At 66.4% G+C, this 16,998-nt stretch carries 17 protein-coding genes and 1 pseudogene; 10 read left to right on the forward strand and 8 right to left on the reverse strand.

What is annotated here, in order from left to right:
- Positions 1-14: 14 nt before the first annotated feature.
- The gene (blaOXA, locus tag QX128_RS14400) at positions 15-833 is read left to right on the forward strand and encodes an OXA-1091 family oxacillin-hydrolyzing class D beta-lactamase (RefSeq protein ID WP_316237744.1); all 819 of its coding nucleotides are present in this window, start codon (positions 15-17) and stop codon (positions 831-833) included.
- 164 nt (positions 834-997) lie between these two features.
- On the opposite strand, the gene QX128_RS14405 is transcribed toward blaOXA, so the two are convergent.
- From QX128_RS14405 to QX128_RS14415, 3 genes are all read right to left on the reverse strand, one after another.
- Positions 998-1,483: a hypothetical protein gene (locus QX128_RS14405; protein ID WP_316177142.1), complete on the reverse strand. Its 486-nt coding sequence runs from the start codon at positions 1,481-1,483 to the stop codon at positions 998-1,000.
- Positions 1,484-1,583: 100 nt separating this feature from the next.
- Positions 1,584-2,552, reverse strand: coding sequence for a dienelactone hydrolase family protein (locus tag QX128_RS14410; protein WP_316177144.1), 969 nt, complete (start codon positions 2,550-2,552; stop codon positions 1,584-1,586).
- A gap of 307 nt (positions 2,553-2,859) precedes the next feature.
- On the reverse strand, positions 2,860-3,294 hold the full coding sequence (locus QX128_RS14415; RefSeq protein ID WP_316177145.1) for a DUF4260 domain-containing protein: 435 nt from the start codon (positions 3,292-3,294) through the stop codon (positions 2,860-2,862).
- A gap of 125 nt (positions 3,295-3,419) precedes the next feature.
- Between QX128_RS14415 and QX128_RS14420 the strand changes: the two genes are divergently transcribed.
- From QX128_RS14420 to QX128_RS14440, 5 genes and pseudogenes are all read left to right on the forward strand, one after another.
- Entirely contained in the window at positions 3,420-4,952 is a 1,533-nt protein-coding gene (locus QX128_RS14420; RefSeq protein ID WP_316237745.1) for an acyl-CoA carboxylase subunit beta, read from the forward strand.
- A gap of 384 nt (positions 4,953-5,336) precedes the next feature.
- Positions 5,337-5,798, forward strand: coding sequence for a hypothetical protein (locus tag QX128_RS14425; RefSeq protein ID WP_316237746.1), 462 nt, complete (start codon positions 5,337-5,339; stop codon positions 5,796-5,798).
- A 176-nt stretch (positions 5,799-5,974) separates the two neighbouring features.
- Positions 5,975-6,679: an alpha/beta hydrolase gene (locus tag QX128_RS14430; protein WP_410051913.1), complete on the forward strand. Its 705-nt coding sequence runs from the start codon at positions 5,975-5,977 to the stop codon at positions 6,677-6,679.
- Between the two features lie 56 nt (positions 6,680-6,735).
- Positions 6,736-7,049 (forward strand): annotated as a pseudogene (locus tag QX128_RS14435) (hypothetical protein).
- 148 nt (positions 7,050-7,197) lie between these two features.
- The gene (locus QX128_RS14440; protein ID WP_316237747.1) at positions 7,198-7,557 is read left to right on the forward strand and encodes a twin-arginine translocation signal domain-containing protein; all 360 of its coding nucleotides are present in this window, start codon (positions 7,198-7,200) and stop codon (positions 7,555-7,557) included.
- A gap of 95 nt (positions 7,558-7,652) precedes the next feature.
- Here QX128_RS14440 and QX128_RS14445 read toward each other — a convergent pair whose 3' ends face one another.
- The gene (locus tag QX128_RS14445; RefSeq protein ID WP_316237748.1) at positions 7,653-8,657 is read right to left on the reverse strand and encodes an alpha/beta hydrolase; all 1,005 of its coding nucleotides are present in this window, start codon (positions 8,655-8,657) and stop codon (positions 7,653-7,655) included.
- Between the two features lie 105 nt (positions 8,658-8,762).
- Complete coding sequence (locus QX128_RS14450; RefSeq protein WP_316237749.1) at positions 8,763-9,461, reverse strand: winged helix-turn-helix domain-containing protein; 699 nt, start codon at positions 9,459-9,461, stop codon at positions 8,763-8,765.
- Between the two features lie 75 nt (positions 9,462-9,536).
- Here QX128_RS14450 and QX128_RS14455 point away from each other — a divergent pair, with 75 nt between their 5' ends.
- Together QX128_RS14455 and QX128_RS14460 are read left to right on the forward strand one after the other, a co-directional pair.
- Complete coding sequence (locus QX128_RS14455) at positions 9,537-9,851, forward strand: NIPSNAP family protein (protein ID WP_316237750.1); 315 nt, start codon at positions 9,537-9,539, stop codon at positions 9,849-9,851.
- Between the two features lie 46 nt (positions 9,852-9,897).
- Complete coding sequence (locus tag QX128_RS14460) at positions 9,898-10,716, forward strand: isocitrate lyase/phosphoenolpyruvate mutase family protein (protein ID WP_316237751.1); 819 nt, start codon at positions 9,898-9,900, stop codon at positions 10,714-10,716.
- A gap of 67 nt (positions 10,717-10,783) precedes the next feature.
- On the opposite strand, the gene QX128_RS14465 is transcribed toward QX128_RS14460, so the two are convergent.
- Entirely contained in the window at positions 10,784-11,092 is a 309-nt protein-coding gene (locus QX128_RS14465) for a hypothetical protein (protein ID WP_316237752.1), read from the reverse strand.
- 213 nt (positions 11,093-11,305) lie between these two features.
- Complete coding sequence (locus QX128_RS14470) at positions 11,306-11,722, reverse strand: hypothetical protein (RefSeq protein WP_316237753.1); 417 nt, start codon at positions 11,720-11,722, stop codon at positions 11,306-11,308.
- Positions 11,723-11,871: 149 nt separating this feature from the next.
- Between QX128_RS14470 and QX128_RS14475 the strand changes: the two genes are divergently transcribed.
- Complete coding sequence (locus QX128_RS14475; RefSeq protein WP_316177159.1) at positions 11,872-12,516, forward strand: trimeric intracellular cation channel family protein; 645 nt, start codon at positions 11,872-11,874, stop codon at positions 12,514-12,516.
- Between the two features lie 62 nt (positions 12,517-12,578).
- On the opposite strand, the gene QX128_RS14480 is transcribed toward QX128_RS14475, so the two are convergent.
- Positions 12,579-12,755: a hypothetical protein gene (locus QX128_RS14480; protein ID WP_316237754.1), complete on the reverse strand. Its 177-nt coding sequence runs from the start codon at positions 12,753-12,755 to the stop codon at positions 12,579-12,581.
- A 77-nt stretch (positions 12,756-12,832) separates the two neighbouring features.
- Between QX128_RS14480 and QX128_RS14485 the strand changes: the two genes are divergently transcribed.
- Positions 12,833-16,324, forward strand: a complete 3,492-nt coding sequence (locus tag QX128_RS14485) for an indolepyruvate ferredoxin oxidoreductase family protein (RefSeq protein WP_316237755.1) — start codon at positions 12,833-12,835, stop codon at positions 16,322-16,324.
- The last annotated feature ends 674 nt before the right edge of the window (positions 16,325-16,998 follow it).

Consider the following 16,998-nt stretch of genomic DNA (forward strand, 5'->3'; position numbering starts at 1 on the left):
GACGGAGATTTGCGATGCCCATGATGAGCCGCCGCCACGCGCTCGCCCTGATGACCGGCGCCAGCCTGTTGCCCGCGCGCGCATTTGCGCATGTCGCACCGCCGCGCAACGAGATCCGCGGCGATCTCGCCAAGCGCTTCACCGACGAGAACACCAGGGGCACGTTCCTGGCCTACAAGGTCGAGGAATATCTCATCATCGCCAGCGATGCAGATCGCTCCGGCGAGGCGAAGCTGCCGGCCTCGACCTTCAAGATCGCGAACTCGCTGATCGCGCTGGAGACGGGCGTCGTCGAGGATCCCGACAAGGACGTGTTCAAATGGGATGGCGTCACGAGATCGATCGAGGCCTGGAACAAGGATCACACCTTGCGCAGCGCGATCGCGGTCTCCGCCGTGCCGGTCTATCAGGAGATCGCGCGCCGCATCGGTCCCGAGCGGATGCAAAAATATCTCGAGGAGCTCGACTACGGCAATCACGACATCGGCGGCGGCATCGACCAGTTCTGGCTCACCGGCGCGCTTCGCATCGATCCGGTGGAGCAGGTCGATTTCATCGATCGCCTGCGCCGTGGCGCGCTGACGGTGTCGAAGCGCAGCCAGGATCTGACGCGCGACATCATTCCGACGACCAAGGTCGGCGACGCCGTCATTCACTTCAAGTCGGGATTGCTCGGCAAGGAGCAGGGCTCACTCGGCTGGATGGTCGGCTGGGTCGACAAGGGTGACCAGCCGACCGTGTTCGCGCTCAACATGGACTGCCCGGAGCCGCGCCACGTCGAAGCCCGCATGACGTTGACCCAAGCGTGCCTGAAGGAGATCGGCGCGCTGTGAGCGAATCGTGAGGCGCGCATGCTCTCGCCACCGTCATTGCGAGCGTAGCGAAGCAATCCAGTGTGGTGTGTGGGACTCTGGATTGCTTCGCTGCGCTCGCAACGACGTGGATAGAGCGGCGCGTTGCTACGCGAAGCAACGATATCGTGGCGACCTAGCGTACGTCACCGCCGCGCCAGCTCCAGGTCGACGCCCCTGATGTCCGTGCCGGCCGGGCGGATCGACACGGTCTGCCGGCGTCCCTGCGTCGTCAGCGACAGGCCGGCGGAAAACGTCTGCCCGCGCGCCTGGGCCTCGATGCGGTTGCCGACGGCGCGGCCCTCGATCGTGCCGGACGCGTTGTGGCTCGACTCGCTCCATTGCCCCGAGATCTCGCCGCCGCGATAGGCGACGTCGCTGGAGAGATCGATGTTGTAGCTGTCGCTGGCGCAGCGGATGTTGAGCCGGAGCTGCTCGCCGGCGCCGCCGACGTCATAGGCCGCGCGGCAGCGCAGCCGCTCCTGGTTGCCGTCGGACAGGCTGATCACGCCGCCGCCGGTCCAGGAGCCCTGCAGCCCCCGGAACGGCGCGGCAGGCGCCGCATGGGCCGTGCCGCCCAAGGCGAGGGCGGTCAGCAAAGTGGGGATCGCAAGGCGAGAGGCGCGCATCATCGGGCTCCGTTTCATCGTCGAAAAGCGAGCGACAACGCAGCAAGACCCGATACGTTCGATCTGTCACCTCAAAAATTGATCCAAATCGTTCTATTTTTGCTCACGACAGCTTGAACAGCGCGCGCAGGAAATCCGTCACCGCCTGGCGCGCCGCCTCGGCCGTGGCCGGATTGCCGCCGACATGCGGATCGAACTCGACGCAGGCGTCCTGATAGGTGAAGGGCTGCTGCGTGTCGGCATTGATCAGCATCCCGCCGTCGCTCTCCTTGATGCGGCAGTTGCGCACGGTCTGCGCCTTCGGCGCGACGGCGAGCATGTTGGCGCCGAGCAGGCCGAGATCGAAGCCGTGCGGCGAGTCCGCGTATTCCGTCAGCGCGACGTCGCGGCCCGCGGCCTTCAGCCGCTCGACATAGGCCTTGCAGGTCCGCACCGGATTGTAGTCGTCCGGCCCGCCGTGAAAGATCCGGATCGGCCGCGCCACGACGTCGGTGTCGCCGAGATAGGTCGTCGAGCAGTCGGGATAGAACGGGATATAGGCGGCGAACTGCAGCCCCGAATTGTTCCAGCGCCTGTGGAAGCGCTCGAGGCTCGCATACAGCGCCGCCTGACCGCCGCGTGAAAAGCCCATCAGCACGATGCGCTCGGGATCGACGCGCGGATGCTTCGCCAGCACGTCCAGCGCACGGTAGATGTCCATGATCAGGTTCAGCCGGCCGAGCTGGGCCTGGTTGGTGCTGGTCGCGGTGATGCCGCGCCCGGTGAAGCCGTCGATCGCGAAGGTCGAGATCCCCATCGCATTGAAGGTGCGGCTCCACGCCGCGATGTTGGCGCCGACGCCGCCCGAGCCGTGCATCAGCACCACCACCGGCAGCCTGCCGCTGCCCTGCGCGACGCGCATTTCGCCGACGACGGTCACCGGCTTGCCGCCGTCGTCGCCGGAGAGGAACTGCCGATCGGATAAGGTCAGCGACGGGATCGGATACATCTCGACCCGGGCGGGCATATCCTTGGTGAAGCCCTGGGCGCTGGCGCTGCTGCCGAAGTCACCGGCCAAGGCTGTCAGCAGCATCGTCACGGCCACCACCGCCTGTCGGCAACGGGACCCTCCAACGGCGCGGCGCGGTCGATGCGAGACGGCAACACGAGCGTCCACGGCAAGCGTCGATGAGGCAGCAACAATGTGTCGCTCCATGACCGTCCTCCTGGCTCGCCGCTTGTGGCGCGGCTTTGCAACCAAGTAGAACGAGCGATCGCGGAGCTGTCAAACAGCCGTGCGCGGCGCGCTGGCTGACAGCGGTGGACAACACCGAGCCTGGTGCGCCGCGAAACAAGGGGCCGCGGGCCTCTTTGAGACTCCGGCATCTCGGACCGCGGTGTCAGGGTCGACGAACTCCGCCGATCCGGCCGAGATGGGTGAAGCCGAAGCCGTCGGCATATTTCAGGCCGTAGCCGGCGAGCCGGTCGACGCCGACATGGGCCAGCCAGATCGTGGCGATCTCGACCACCAGTGGCTGTCCGGCCGCCAGCCCGATCGCGAGCAGGGCGGCGGGTGCCAGCGTGCTGTGGACGGCATTGTAGGCCACGGCGCCGATCCGCGGGCCGCCGAGATAGGCGGCGAAGCTGACGTCGGGCGCCAGGAACAGGGCCGCGAACAGCCACCACGAGCCGCTTTGGTGGGCGTAGAAGGCGATCGCGGCGGCCGCCAGCACCAGCCCTTCGAGCCGCAGCAGCAGGCGCAGGCCGCCCTGGACGGCGCCACGCGATGTGCCCAAGGGCTCAGTGACCAGGTCCGGTTGCGCGGCCATATCCATGATTCTGCTTCCAATTCCGAGCTGTGGGAGGAGGGGCGGCACTGCCGAAAGCGGCTTTCCGGCTTCGAAATAGCCGTGTTAGAAGGCCGCCAACAGTCACGACATCGGGAACGGGCGGGAAGCGCATGAAGGACATTCTGGACACCCTCGAGGAACGGCGCAAAGGCGCCAAGCTCGGTGGCGGCGAGAAGCGCATCGAGGCGCAGCATGCGCGCGGCAAGCTGACGGCGCGGGAGCGCATCGAGCTGCTGCTCGACAAGGGCTCGTTCGAGGAGTTCGACATGTTCGTCGAGCACCGCTCCACCGAGTTCTCCATGGAGAAGACCAAGGTCCCCGGCGACGGCGTCGTCACCGGCTGGGGCACCGTCAACGGCCGCAAGACCTTCGTCTTCGCCAAGGATTTCACCGTGTTCGGCGGCTCGCTGTCCGAGACCCACGCGCTGAAGATCACCAAGCTGCAGGACATGGCGATGAAGGCGCGTAGCCCCATCATCGGCCTCTATGATGCCGGCGGCGCCCGCATCCAGGAGGGCGTCGCGGCGCTCGCGGGCTATTCCTACGTGTTCCGCCGCAATGTGCTGGCCTCGGGCGTGATCCCGCAGATCTCCGTCATCATGGGCCCGTGCGCCGGCGGCGACGTCTATTCGCCGGCCATGACCGATTTCATCTTCATGGTGAAGAACACCAGCTACATGTTCGTGACCGGCCCCGACGTCGTGAAGACCGTGACCAACGAGGTCGTCACCGCGGAGGAGCTCGGCGGCGCCTCGGTGCATGCGACGCGCTCCTCGATCGCCGACGGCGCCTTCGACAACGACGTTGAGACGCTGCTGCAGATGCGCCGGCTGATCGACTTCCTGCCGAGCAACAACAGCGACGGCGTGCCGGAATGGCCGAGCTTCGACGACATCGAGCGCGTCGACATGTCGCTCGATACCCTGATCCCGGACAATCCGAACAAGCCCTATGACATGAAGGAGCTGATCCTGAAGGTCGTCGACGAGGGCGATTTCTTCGAGATCGCGGACGCCTTCGCCAAGAACATCGTCACCGGCTTCGGCCGCATCGCGGGCCGCACGGTCGGCTTCGTCGCCAACCAGCCGATGGTGCTGGCCGGCGTGCTCGACTCGGATGCCTCGCGCAAGGCGGCGCGCTTCGTCCGCTTCTGTGATGCCTTCAACATCCCGATCGTCACCTTCGTCGACGTTCCGGGCTTCCTGCCGGGCACCGCGCAGGAATATGGCGGCCTGATCAAGCACGGCGCCAAGCTTCTGTTCGCGTACTCGCAATGCACGGTGCCGCTGGTGACGGTGATCACCCGCAAGGCCTATGGCGGCGCCTTCGACGTCATGGCCTCGAAGGAGATCGGCGCGGACATGAACTACGCTTGGCCGACGGCGCAGATCGCGGTCATGGGCGCCAAGGGCGCGGTCGAGATCATCTTCCGCGCCGACATGGCGGACCCGGACAAGATCGCCGCGCGCACCAAGGAATACGAGGACCGCTTCCTGTCGCCGTTCATCGCCGCCGAGCGCGGCTATATCGACGACGTCATCATGCCGCACTCCACCCGCCGCCGCATCGCGCGTGCGCTCGCGATGCTCCGCGACAAGAAGATGGAGATGCCGGCGAAGAAGCACGACAATCTGCCGCTGTAGGCATCGGCTCGAGCCGTCGTCCTCGCGGGCGGCGGCGACAAAATCATTGCGAGCTGCCGCGTGGCCCTGGATTGCTTCGCTTCGCTCGCAATGACGGAGAACGCGGCGCGCGCGCCGGGCGCCGTCGCCGTCCTGCTGCGTCGGCCGGGGGATGACAGCCCGCCGCACCCATCGTCATTGCGAGGAGCGCAGCGACGAAGCAATCCGGGGGCCTCGTGCCCGGCTCTGGGTTGCTGGTCGCATTGCGGGAATTGCGGCAATCCGGAGCCGGGTCGGGCCCTGGCGTTAAGCCTGTCGCTTAACTAACCTTTAACGATGGGTTTGCGGGAACTGGGCCGCTGGCCTAGCCTTGTCGGGTGGGTCGGAAGAGTAGGGTCGCGTATCATGGCTGACAGAACATCGGCATTTCGGAATTCGGGCGTTTTCGTCGTCTGCGCGGCGGCCGCTGCGCTGATCTTCTCGACCGAGGCCGCATCGGCCCGGTCTGGCGCCGCGGTGGCTGCCGGTCCCGTTGGACCGAGCCAGGTCGTCCGGCCGGCGCCTGGGATCAGGCCCGGCCTGCGTCATCACCATCATTATCGCGGCGCTCGCGCCTATCTGCCGGCCGCCGGCGCCTTCGCCTATGGCGGTTATGACGAGCCCGTGCCGCAGCAGATCCCGGAGCGGACCTCGGCCGACGAGCGTTACACCTATACCTACGACGTCCCGTGGGACTGGGCCCACCGCTTTCCACCGAACGTCGTGCCATCCGATCGCCCCTACGTATCGAGCTGCCCGATGCAGACCGTGACGGTGCCGGGACGCCGCGGCGGCGATCACACCGTCACGATCACGCGCTGCTACTGACGTCTTGAGCCAGCTCAATGCGATCGGCGTGATCGGACGCTAGACATTGTCAAATACCGACCGGCTTCGCTCGCGCGAGGTCGCGAGGTGACGAGGCCCGGACTCCTAGGCACTCCGGGCCTCGTTGATTTCTGATAGCCTCCCGCGGCAGCGCGAGTCCGCGCGGGGAGGCTCCGATGATCAGACCGGCGAATTGGATACGTATCTGGCTGGCAGTTGCGATGTCGGCTGTCGCAGCCGGAGCAGCCTTCGCCGATGAGACCGTGACGATCGGCGGCTCCCGCGTCGCGCTGATCAGGCCGGCCTCGGTGCGCGCCAGCGTGATCCTGCTGCCCGGCGGTGACGGCGCCATCCATGTCGGCGAGCGCGGCGACATTCACGGCCTGCTCGGCAACCAGCTGGTGCGCACGCGCAACGCTTATGCCGCACGCGGGCTCGCCGTGATGGTCGCGGACACCAGTACCGATCTGAAGGCCGCGGTGGACTACATGGCCACGATCAAGCGGCCGGTGACGGTGATCGGCACCAGCCGCGGCACGTTGCGCGCCGCGGAAGGCATCGCGCGCGGTGCCCGGCCGGATGCGTTGGTGCTGACCTCGGGCTTCCTCAGTCCGGAGTCGGGGAGCTCCTCGAACGTGATGTCGATCCTCGGCTCGCCCTCGGCCTTGCCGCGGACGCTGGTCATCCATCATACCAGCGACGCCTGCAAGTTCACGCTGCCGGCAGGCGTCGACCCGTTCATCAGATGGTCCGGCGGCCGGGCGCGCGCGAAGTGGCTGTCGGGCGGCGCGGAAGAGGGGGATCCCTGTCAGGCGCGCGGCCATCACGGCTTCAACGGGCTCGACGGGCAGGTGGTCGGCCTGGCCGCGGGGTTTCGCTGAGCTGCGGATTGCGGGTCGACTCCGGAACAACACCAACGTGGTCCGGAGGAAACTCGATGCCGTCAGCCATCTTCGTCGTGCGCGCGACCGTGCCTGATCCCGCCCGGCGCGATGCGTTCGATCGCTGGTATCGCGACGTTCATCTGCCCGACGCGATCAGGAGCTTCGGCGTGCGCAAGGCGTGGCGGGTGTGGAGTCTCGCTGATCCCAGGGTGCATCAGGCGATGTATCAGTTCGATGCCATCGCCGCGGTGGAGCGTGCGATCGGCGGCGCGAGATGAAACGCCTGACCGCCGATTTCAATCGCGACTGGCCCGACGTGACCCGGACGCGCGAGAGCTTCGTGCTGGCGCAGACCGTCGAGCTGTAATCGGCGGGCGGCTCGTCCGGTATCGGCGAAGGCGAGGCGGAGTCGTGGCCGTGCCGCGCCGGTCAGGCACGCACCAGTTCAGCTCATGTTCAGGTGATCGTCCGAATACTCGCTCCATGCTCTGGCTCGCGGATCATGGAGGCGTGCGATGGAACGACGGAATTTCCTTAAGCTGGCATTGGGGTTCGGCTGCGCGGCGGCGGCCGGCGCCGTGCTTCGCACCAGCGATGCGGTCGCCGCGCCGCTCTCGCCGTCGCCGCTGAACGAAGCCGCGCCTTCAGCCAGGGATCAGCACGTCGAGCGCGCGGTCGGCTCGCAGGACGAGGCCGATCGGCTCGCGCCGGAGCAGGTGCGCTGGGGACATCACGGACATCATCACGGACATCACGGCCACGGCCATCACTGGGGCTGGCGCCGGCGGCATTGGGGTTGGCGGCGCCGCCATTGGGGCTGGCGTCACCATCATCGGCACTGGCGCCGCCATTGGCATCGGCGCCACTCCTGGTGATCGGCCCGGCCGCGTTGCGGCCAGGCGCCGTTTCGGACTCGTGATTGCGGCACGGCAGGGATCGGCGCGATCCCTGCCGGTCGTGTCCGTTTGAACTACCTGCCGAGGAAGTCCAGCAGCAGCGCGTCGTATTTGTCCGGCGCGTCGAGGAAGACGAGGTGGCCGGCATTGGCGACCACCTCGGCGCGGGCATCGCGCATCCGGCTGGCCAGGTCCTTTGCCAGCTCGGCGTTCTGGCCCATCTTCGCTCTCAAGGCTTCCGGCGCGTTCGGCCGTCCCGGCGCGTTGTGATCGTCCGCGCCCATGATGAACAGCGTCGGCTGCGTCAGCAGCGGGATCTCGTGCACCACCGGCTCGCGGTAGATCATCTGATAGGAGCTGACGAAGCTCTTCAGCCAGCGCGGATAGTCGGCGCTTTGCTTCAGGTTGAAGCGGGCATCGATGAACGGCGTGACCTGCTCCGGCGGCAGCTTCAGCGCGTAGTTGGTCTCCAGCTGCTTGCGATAGCCGTCCGACGTCAGCCGGTCCTCGCTCTCGCTGATCTTTTCCGACGGGACCGGCGGCACGTAGGCGCGGTAGTCCTCGAGCCCGATCGGCGCGGTCAGCACGAGATGCGCGACCCGGTCGGGATAGGCGCGGGCGATGCGGACGGCCAGCATGCCGCCCATCGAATGCGCGACGATGTCGGCCTTGGCGATGCCGAGGTGATCGAGCAGCGTCATGGTGTTGCGCGCCAGCGTGTCGAAATGCAGTTCGCCCGACGGCTTGGTTGATTTGCCGAAGCCGACCTGGTCGGGCACCACGACGCGGAAGCCGGCGTCGGTCAGTGTCTTGATCACGGGCGCCCAGTAGCTCGAGGGGAAGTTGCGGCCGTGGAGCAGCAGCGCAACGCGGCCGTTCGGCTGCGCCGGCGCGACATCCATGTAGGCCATGCGCAGCTGCTCGCTGTCGTTGACCAGGGGCAGCAGGCTGACCGGGTAGGGATAGGCGAAGCCTTCGACGTTGATGCCATAGGGCTCGCGCGGCATCTCCGCAGCGCGGGCGGCGATCGGCGCGACGGTGAGCAGGGCAGCGCAGAGCGCGGCAGCGAAACGGGACATGGAGACTCCGGGAGCGAGATGGGGTCGTCAACCGTCTCGCCGTGCCCTGCGTTCGCTCTGGCCGCAATGCACGAAGGCATTGCTGCGATAAACAGCACGTGATCGTCAGTCCTCGGCCGGACCGAACAGCGCCGCGAAATGCCTTTCGCCGGCGCGGCTGAAATTGACCACGCGACTGCCTGGAGTGGCATCGCGCGCCGCCCATTTCAGCTCGGTGAAGCGCTTCATCAACGCTGCGCCGAGCGTGCCGGCGAGATGATGCCGCCGCGCGCTCCAGTCGAGGCAGGCCTTGCAGACGGGCCGGCGCGGATGCGCCAGCATTTCCGGCGAGATCCGCAAATGCTGCGCCAGGAAATGTTTGCCGTCCTCGGTCAGCACGATCTCCTGCTTGCGCCGGCGCACCAGCTTCTGCCGGGTCATGCTATCGAGCATCTGCACGCCGAGATCGCCGGCAAGATGATCGTAGCAGATGCGCGCCCGCCGCAGCTCCGGCTCCTTCGGCCCGGTGCGCACCCGCATGTGGCCGGCGCGCGCGGCAAGGCCGGCGAGCTTCTCCACCACGTCGGCGACGTCCGGATCGGCGAGCCGGTAGTAGCGGTGACGGCCCTGTTTTTCCGGCTCGACCAGGCCGCCGCCTTCGAGCTTGGCAAGATGCGAGCTCGCCGTCTGCGGCGTCACGCCCGCTTCCTGGGCGAGCTCGGTCGCGGTCAGCGCCCGGCCCGAGAGCAGCGCCGTCAGCATGTTGGCGCGGGCGGGATCGCCGACCAGCGCCGCCACCATCGCAATGTCCGGACCTGATTTCATAGTTCGATGCTAGCCGAAGCATTGTCGCCGGGCAAGCGGATAGTGTCGATGATATCGAACTTACCGGAGGTTGTCATGACCATCACCGTCTTCATCCGCTATCGCATCGATCCGCATCAGCGCGACCTGTTCGAGGCCTATGCCAGGCGCTGGCTGTCGATCATTCCCCGCTGCGGCGGCGATCTGATCGGCTATTTCATGCCTCATGAGGGCACCAACGACATCGCCTACGGCCTGATTTCGTTCGACGGTCTCGCGGCTTACGAGCGCTATCGCGCAACCTTGCGCGGCGATGGCGAGGGACGGGCGAACTTCGCGCTGGCGGAGGAGCACAAACTCATTCTGGGCGAAGAACGAACATTTCTGCGCAATGTCGTGGCGGCGCCTTGAGAGCAGGACTATCCTGGTGCAACGAAGAGATGCATGGGAGGATGACATGACGGTGACCAGCACGGCGGAGAAGCGCGCGGCCTTTCGCAAATTGCACGAGGCCGGCTGCTTTATTTTGCCGAACCCGTTCGATGCCGGCACGGCGAAAATGCTGCAGCATCTCGGCTTCAAGGCGATCGCCTCGACCAGCGCCGGCTTCGCGTGGTCGATTGGCAAGGCCGACACCGGCACGACGCTCGACGAGATGCTCGCGCATCTGGCGGCGCTGTCAGCGGCGGTCGACATTCCCGTCAATGCCGATTTCGAGGGCGGCTTCGCCGATGCCCCCGAGGGCGTGGCCGCCAACGTCACGCGTGCGGTCGCGACCGGCGTCGCGGGTCTGTCGATCGAGGACTCCACGGGTGACAAGGATGATCCGCTCTACGAACGCGAACTGGCGGTGGCGCGCATCCGCGCCGCGCGCCAGGCGATCGATGCCAGCGGCGGCGATGTCCTGCTGACCGGCCGCTGCGAGGCTTTTCTCTGGGGCAAGCCCGACCTCGCGCTGGTGACCGAGCGTCTCACGGCCTATGCCGAGGCTGGCGCGGATTGTCTCTACGCCCCCGGGATCAAGTCGGTCGAGGAGATCATGGCGGTCGTCAAAGCGGTGGCGCCAAAGCCGGTCAACCTGCTGATCGGGGCGTCCGGTCTCTCACTCAGCCAGGCCGCCGAGCTCGGCGTGCGCCGCATCAGCGTCGGCGGTTCGCTGGCTCGGATGGCCTGGGCCGGCTTCATGCGCGCGGCCAGGGAGATGGCCGAGCAGGGCACCTTCACCGAGCTGGCAGGCGGCTATCCCGGCGGCGAGCTGAACAAGCTCTTCGGTTGAGTTGGGCCACGCATGTAGAAAAGCCGCGGACTTGCCGCGGCTTTTCCAATCCGTTCGCTACGACTGTTCAGTAGCGGTCCGTTCCGATGCCGACGCTCACGCCGGGGGCGCGGATGCCGATGCCGTCGCGGTGTTCATAGGTGCGACGCTCGATGTAGCGCTCGCGCGGCGCATAGGCGTAGGAGTCGCGGTCTTCGTGAATGATCACACGGCGCTCATGGCGCTCGCGCCAGCAATGGCCGTCCTCGTTGCAGACCATGCGGACGGTCTGGACGTCGCGCTGGGGGACGGCCGACACGTCGACCGAGAGCGGCGCAGCCTGTGCTGCGGTCATCACGAGCGTGCCTGCTGCGGCCGCGAAAACGAAAGCCTTCATCACGAATCTCCTCCAATCGGTGTGGGTCAAAGTGCCGCACAGGCAATCGGCAAGCGCGCAGATCGTTCCACCTTGAAACTCGTTTGTTGGCGCCATGACGCGCGCGCCGATATCAGCCTTGCTGATGAGCGGGCGCAAAAAGGCGGCGGATGATCGCTCATCCGCCGCCCGAGTTGAGAACGGCGGCATGCCGTTCGTGGGATAGTTGACGAATTACTTCGCGTTGTTGGTGTTAGTCGGAGCCTTCGGGGCCGCCGGCGGCGGCGTGGTGCGGTCGCCCGCGGCGCCGGTGGTCACGCCGGACGAGCTGTTGCTGCTGCCATTGCTCGTCGACGCCGACTGCGAGGCGGGCGTCGTGCTCGCCTGGTCGCTCCGCATCGACATGTTGTTGAGGCCGTAGAAGACGGCGCCGAGCAGGATCGCGATGCCCAGGGCGTAGGCGGCAATACGCCCGGTCGAGGCGGAGCCTTCCCTCAGCTCGGGATCGGGCTGCAGCTGGCTGTCCATCCGCGCCGTGCGCTCGTACTCGGCAGCGGTCATGTCAGCACCGGCCATGCCGGGGCGCGTGGTCATGTCCGGCCGGTTGATGCCGTCGGGATAGCGTTCGTTCGGGAGCCGTTCGTTGGCCATGATGTCCTCCTTTGCGATTGTCACCCGACAACCAGCGCAGCCCCGGCTCTGTTCCGCGAAACCTTGCGAATTCCCCAGTCGATCCGTTGCGTGCCGCGCTAAGGTTCCTCGCCTACTTTGCGATTCTCTGTCCAGCTGGAGCCCCCTCGATGTGGAACCTGCCGCCCGGTGACAGCGTGCTGCATCTGTTGACCTGGGTGGCGCTGGCGGCGCAGGCGATGACGGCCGCGCTCGCGGCGGGACGCCGCAGCATGGACTGGATGGGCGTCTGTTTGTTGGGGGCGATCACCGCGCTCGGCGGCGGCACCTTGCGCGACGTTCTGCTCGGCCACTATCCGCTCGCCTGGGTCGAGCGGCCGTCCCTGCTGCTGCTCACCGTGCTGGCGCCGTTCGTGACGATCGCCATGGCGCGCCTGGTTCACCGGCTGACGATGGCGTTCCTCGTTCTCGATGCCGTCGGCCTCGTCGTGTTCACGATGACCGGCTGCGACATCGCCTGGCAGATGAACGTGCCGATCGGCATCGTCATCGTCGCCGGGATGATCACCGGCTGCGCCGGCGGCGTGCTGCGCGACATCCTGTGCAATGACGTGCCATTGCTGTTTCGCGCCGAGCTCTACGCCAGCGTCTCCCTCGTCACGGGCCTGGTCTATGCGACGGGGCTGTCGCTCGGCATCGCCAGCGGATGGTGGACGGCGCTGACCTTCGCGCTCGGACTGTCGTTCCGGCTGCTCGCGATCCGCTATAAATGGAACATGCCGCGCTTCGTCTTTTCAGGTGAGGAGCGCGGCTGAACGGCGGCGGTCCTATCGCATTGCACAATTCGTTGGGGCCAGAATCGCGCCGCTACAACGGTTCAGTCACCGTCCGCCGAGCCGCCAAAGCCATCGCGCGCATCATCCCATTTCGCGGCAGCCGCCGTTTTCGACACAAACCGCAAAAGCCGCAGCCGGCTGCCGCCATGAAATTGCGATTTCGGTTGGCTGCCCTGCGCGGACGAGATTTGTGATGCGCATTCTTCAAAAGCAGACATAAATGATTGGCAGAACGCGCGCTTCCGCCGTCCGGCGGCAGCGGCGCACCCCTGATAAAGCACGGCAAGAGGGCGGAATGGGCATCAACGAGAGCGAGATCAATCTCGACCAGAAATACACCGCAAGCTCCGGCCACATCTTCCTGACCGGCATCCAGGCGCTGGTGCGGCTGCCGATGGCCCAGATCCGGCGCGACCGCGCCGCCGGCCTCAACACCGCCGGCTTCATCTCCGGCTATCGCGGCTCGCCGCTCGGTGGCTACGACCAGCAGCTGTTCTCCGCGCGCAAGCATCTCCAGCAGTACAACATCAAGTTCCAGCCCGGGGTGAACGAGGACCTGGCAGCGACCGCCGTGTGGGGCTCGCAGCAGCTTCATTTGTCGCCCGGCGGCAAGTATGACGGCGTGGTCGGCATCTGGTACGGCAAGGGCCCCGGCGTCGACCGCTGTGGTGACGTGTTCCGCCACGGCAATGCCGCGGGCTCCGCCAAGAACGGCGGCGTGCTCTGTCTCGCCGGCGACGACCACGGCGCCAAGTCCTCTACCGTGCCGCACCAGTCCGACCACGCCTTCATGTCGGCGCTGATGCCCTATCTCTATCCGTCCTCGATCCACGAGATGATCGAGATGGGCCTGCTCGGCATCGCCATGTCGCGCTACTCCGGCTGCTGGGTCGGCATGAAGGTGATCACCGAGACGGTCGAGACGACCGCGGAGATCAACCTCAACGACGAGATGACGCCGTTCGTCATCCCCACCGACTTCGAGCTGCCGCCGGGCGGCCTCAATCTGCGCTGGCCCGACGATCGCTTCGACCAGGACCGCCGGCTGCAGGACTACAAGGGCTTTGCCGCGATCGCCTTCGCCCGCGCCAACAAGGTCAACCGCATCACGATGGACTCGCCGAACGCCCGCTACGGCATCATGGCGTCGGGCAAGAGCTACGAGGACATCCGTCAGGCGCTGCGCGAGCTGGGGATCACCGAGGAGGTCGCCGCCAAGATCGGTCTCAGGCTCTACAAGATTGGCATGCCCTGGCCGCTGGAGCCGGAGGGCGTGCGCCAGTTCGCGGTCGGGCTCGAGGAGATCTTCATCGTCGAGGAGCGCCGCGAGATCGTCGAGAACCAGGTCAAGCAGGAGCTGTTCAACTGGCGCGATGACGTCCGCCCGCGCATCGTCGGCAAGATGGACGACCACGACAAGCGCTTCCTGCCGTTCGCGACCGAGCTCTCCGTCGCCTCGCTCGCGACATCGCTCACGGAGCGGCTTCTTCGCCTCGACCTCAATCCCGAGATCAAGGCGATGCTGCGCGCCAAGGCCGACTGGTTCAACGGCCGCGACGCCTCGCAGATGCAGCTGGTCTCGCCGGTGGCGCGCACGCCGTATTTCTGCTCCGGCTGTCCGCACAACACCTCGACGAAAGTGCCCGAGGGCAGCCGCGCGCTCGCCGGCATCGGCTGCCACTTCATGTCGCTGTGGATGAACCGCAACACCGAGACCTTCACGCATATGGGCGGCGAGGGCGTGCCGTGGGTCGGCATCGCGCCGTTCACCAATGAGGAGCACATCTTCGCCAATCTCGGCGACGGGACCTATTTCCACTCCGGCAGCCTCGCGATCCGCCAGGCGGTCGCCTCCAAGGCCAACATCACCTACAAGATTCTCTATAACGACGCCGTCGCGATGACCGGCGGCCAGCGCCATGACGGCGATCTGTCGCCGCAGCAGATCACCTTCCAGCTGCATTCGGAAGGCATCCGCGAGATCTACCTGGTCTCGGAGAATCCAGACTCGTACCCGAGTGACAGCATCGCGCCCGGCGTCAAGCTGGCGCATCGCGACGAGCTCGACAACGTCATGAAGACGCTGCGCCAGACCAAAGGCGCTTCCGCCATCGTGTTCGTGCAGACCTGCGCCGCCGAGAAGCGCCGCCGCCGCAAGCGCGGCACGATGGAGGATCCGCAGCGCCGCGTCTTCATCAACCCGGCCGTCTGCGAAGGCTGCGGCGACTGCTCGGTGCAGTCGAACTGCATCTCGGTCGAGCCGCTGGAGACCGAACTCGGCCGCAAGCGCGTCATCAACCAGTCGTCCTGCAACAAGGACTATTCCTGCGTGAAGGGCTTCTGCCCGTCCTTCGTGACCATCGACGGCGGCAAGCCGCGCTCGCGGGCTCCGGCCGAGCTCGGCGACATCGGCGTGATGCCGGAGCCCCTGACCAAGCCGTCGCTGGAGCGGCCCTACAATGTCGCCGTCGGCGGCGTCGGCGGCACCGGTGTGCTGACCATCGGCGCGCTGCTCGGCATGGCCGCCCATATCGAGGGCAAGGCCTCGATGATCCTCGACATGTCGGGCCTCGCGCAAAAGGGCGGCGCGGTGCTCAGCCACGTCCGCCTGTCGGAGAACACCGCCGACGTGACCTGCTCGCGCATCGTCACCGGCACCGCAGATCTCGTCATCGCCGCCGACGAGGTGGTCGCGGGTGCCAAGGAGACGATCACGCTGTGCGATGCCGAGCGCACCCATGGCGTCATCAATAGCCATCTCATTCCCACCGCCGACTTCGTGCTCAACCGCGACTTCAACTTCCAGAACCGCAAGGTGACGAGCCTGCTGGAAACGGCGCTGCGCAAGGACTCGACGTTCTTCGACTTCACCAAGCCGGCAGAGGCACTGCTCGGCGACTCCATCGCCACCAACATGATGATGATGGGCTATGCCTATCAGAAGGGCCTGCTGCCGCTCTCGGCCGAGGCCATCGAGAAGGCGATCGCGATCAACGGCGTCGCGGTCAAGATGAACACCGAGGCATTCCGGCTCGGCCGCCTCGTGGTGGTCAACCCCGAGCGTGTCGCCGGCATGATGACCGGACAGGACGAGACGGTGCCGCCGAAATCGCTCGACGCGATGACGCTGGACGAGATCATCGCCCATCGCATGACCTATCTCACGGCCTACCAGAACGCCCGGCTCGCCAAGCGCTACCGCAAGCTGGTCGACCAGGTGCGCGAGGCCGCCGACAAGGGCGGCTACGGCGAGGCACTGCCGCGCGCCGTTGCGATCAACTACGCCAAGCTGCTCGCCTACAAGGACGAGTACGAGGTGGCGCGGCTGTTCTCCGACGGCACCTTCGAGAAGCAGCTCCACGACGCCTTCGAAGGCGACTACAAGATCTCCTTCAACCTGGCGCCGCCGATCTTCAATTCCGGCCTCGATCCCCAGGGCCGGCCGAAGAAGAAGAGCTATGGCCCGGGCATGATGAAGATGTTCCGGCTGCTGGCCAGGCTGAAGGGCCTGCGCGGCACGCCGCTCGACATCTTCGGCTACTCCGCCGAGCGCAAGATGGAGCGCGACCTGATCGCCGGCTACGAAAGGGACGTCGCGACGGTGCTCAGCCTCTTGTCGCCCGCCAATGCCGACATCGCCGTCGAATTCCTGTCGCTGCCCGACAAGATCCGCGGCTACGGCCCGGTGAAGGACAAGGCCGTGCAGGACGCCAAGGCGCGCTACGCCCAGCTCGCCGCCGATTTGGCGAACCCGCCGCCGGCACCGCGCCAGATGGCGGCGGAGTAGGGCGCTCTCTCCGTCATCGCGAGGAGCACAGCGACGAAGCTATCCAGAGCCATCGCGGGACTCTGGATTGCTTCGCTTCGCTCGCAATGACGCGGAGAGAGCCGTAGCCCGCATGAGCGAAGCGATATGCGAGACGGCTGTCCCGGGTGTCGCTGCGCTCACCCGGGTGACAGGCCTCGTTCAAATTCTGATTTACAGATTTATATTGACGAATATCGGAAATCATGCTTTATTGCCGCCATCCCGCCTCACTCGGAAGGGGCGTTGCGCGCGATCGTCACGACACGCGGGGCGGGGAGCGATGGCCGCGATGGAGCCGCAGCGTGTCCTTGAGGGATGCGCGGACGAACGGTTCGGCGCGGACGTGAAGTCGCAGCGTGCTGGCACCCCGACGCTGGTGTCACGTTCGTGACGGCGCTGACGCGCCGCGCGGATCATGGTGGCCAACAAGCCCGGCGCACCAGGCAGACTGCGTATAAGCGTGAAGACCATCGCGCAGGGAAGGCCGGGTGTTCTCGGCTGCACCTGTGGTACCTGCCGCCTGCATTTTTTTCGCAGGCGGGCCGCAGGCGTCAGCCGACGCCTGGCCTTCCCTGCGCCCTCCGATTCGACGAGGGCGAACAAGATCAGCATGACCCGGGCAGTGATGTCGCGGGAGTGCTGGGTCACGTGTA

The organism is Bradyrhizobium sp. SZCCHNR1015, assembly GCF_032489875.1.
Taxonomy (GTDB): Bacteria; Pseudomonadota; Alphaproteobacteria; order Rhizobiales; family Xanthobacteraceae; genus Bradyrhizobium.

Bases quoted from the DNA above. Each gene is read 5' to 3' on its own strand.
- blaOXA (WP_316237744.1), top strand. From the start codon at position 15: ATGCCCATGATGAGCCGCCGCCACGCGCTCGCCCTGATGACCGGCGCC.
- QX128_RS14405 (WP_316177142.1), bottom strand. From the start codon at position 1,483: ATGATGCGCGCCTCTCGCCTTGCGATCCCCACTTTGCTGACCGCCCTC.
- QX128_RS14410 (WP_316177144.1), bottom strand. From the start codon at position 2,552: ATGCTGCTGACAGCCTTGGCCGGTGACTTCGGCAGCAGCGCCAGCGCC.
- QX128_RS14415 (WP_316177145.1), bottom strand. From the start codon at position 3,294: ATGGATATGGCCGCGCAACCGGACCTGGTCACTGAGCCCTTGGGCACA.
- QX128_RS14420 (WP_316237745.1), top strand. From the start codon at position 3,420: ATGAAGGACATTCTGGACACCCTCGAGGAACGGCGCAAAGGCGCCAAG.
- QX128_RS14425 (WP_316237746.1), top strand. From the start codon at position 5,337: ATGGCTGACAGAACATCGGCATTTCGGAATTCGGGCGTTTTCGTCGTC.
- QX128_RS14430 (WP_410051913.1), top strand. From the start codon at position 5,975: ATGATCAGACCGGCGAATTGGATACGTATCTGGCTGGCAGTTGCGATG.
- QX128_RS14440 (WP_316237747.1), top strand. From the start codon at position 7,198: ATGGAACGACGGAATTTCCTTAAGCTGGCATTGGGGTTCGGCTGCGCG.
- QX128_RS14445 (WP_316237748.1), bottom strand. From the start codon at position 8,657: ATGTCCCGTTTCGCTGCCGCGCTCTGCGCTGCCCTGCTCACCGTCGCG.
- QX128_RS14450 (WP_316237749.1), bottom strand. From the start codon at position 9,461: ATGAAATCAGGTCCGGACATTGCGATGGTGGCGGCGCTGGTCGGCGAT.
- QX128_RS14455 (WP_316237750.1), top strand. From the start codon at position 9,537: ATGACCATCACCGTCTTCATCCGCTATCGCATCGATCCGCATCAGCGC.
- QX128_RS14460 (WP_316237751.1), top strand. From the start codon at position 9,898: ATGACGGTGACCAGCACGGCGGAGAAGCGCGCGGCCTTTCGCAAATTG.
- QX128_RS14465 (WP_316237752.1), bottom strand. From the start codon at position 11,092: ATGAAGGCTTTCGTTTTCGCGGCCGCAGCAGGCACGCTCGTGATGACC.
- QX128_RS14470 (WP_316237753.1), bottom strand. From the start codon at position 11,722: ATGGCCAACGAACGGCTCCCGAACGAACGCTATCCCGACGGCATCAAC.
- QX128_RS14475 (WP_316177159.1), top strand. From the start codon at position 11,872: ATGTGGAACCTGCCGCCCGGTGACAGCGTGCTGCATCTGTTGACCTGG.
- QX128_RS14480 (WP_316237754.1), bottom strand. From the start codon at position 12,755: ATGTCTGCTTTTGAAGAATGCGCATCACAAATCTCGTCCGCGCAGGGC.
- QX128_RS14485 (WP_316237755.1), top strand. From the start codon at position 12,833: ATGGGCATCAACGAGAGCGAGATCAATCTCGACCAGAAATACACCGCA.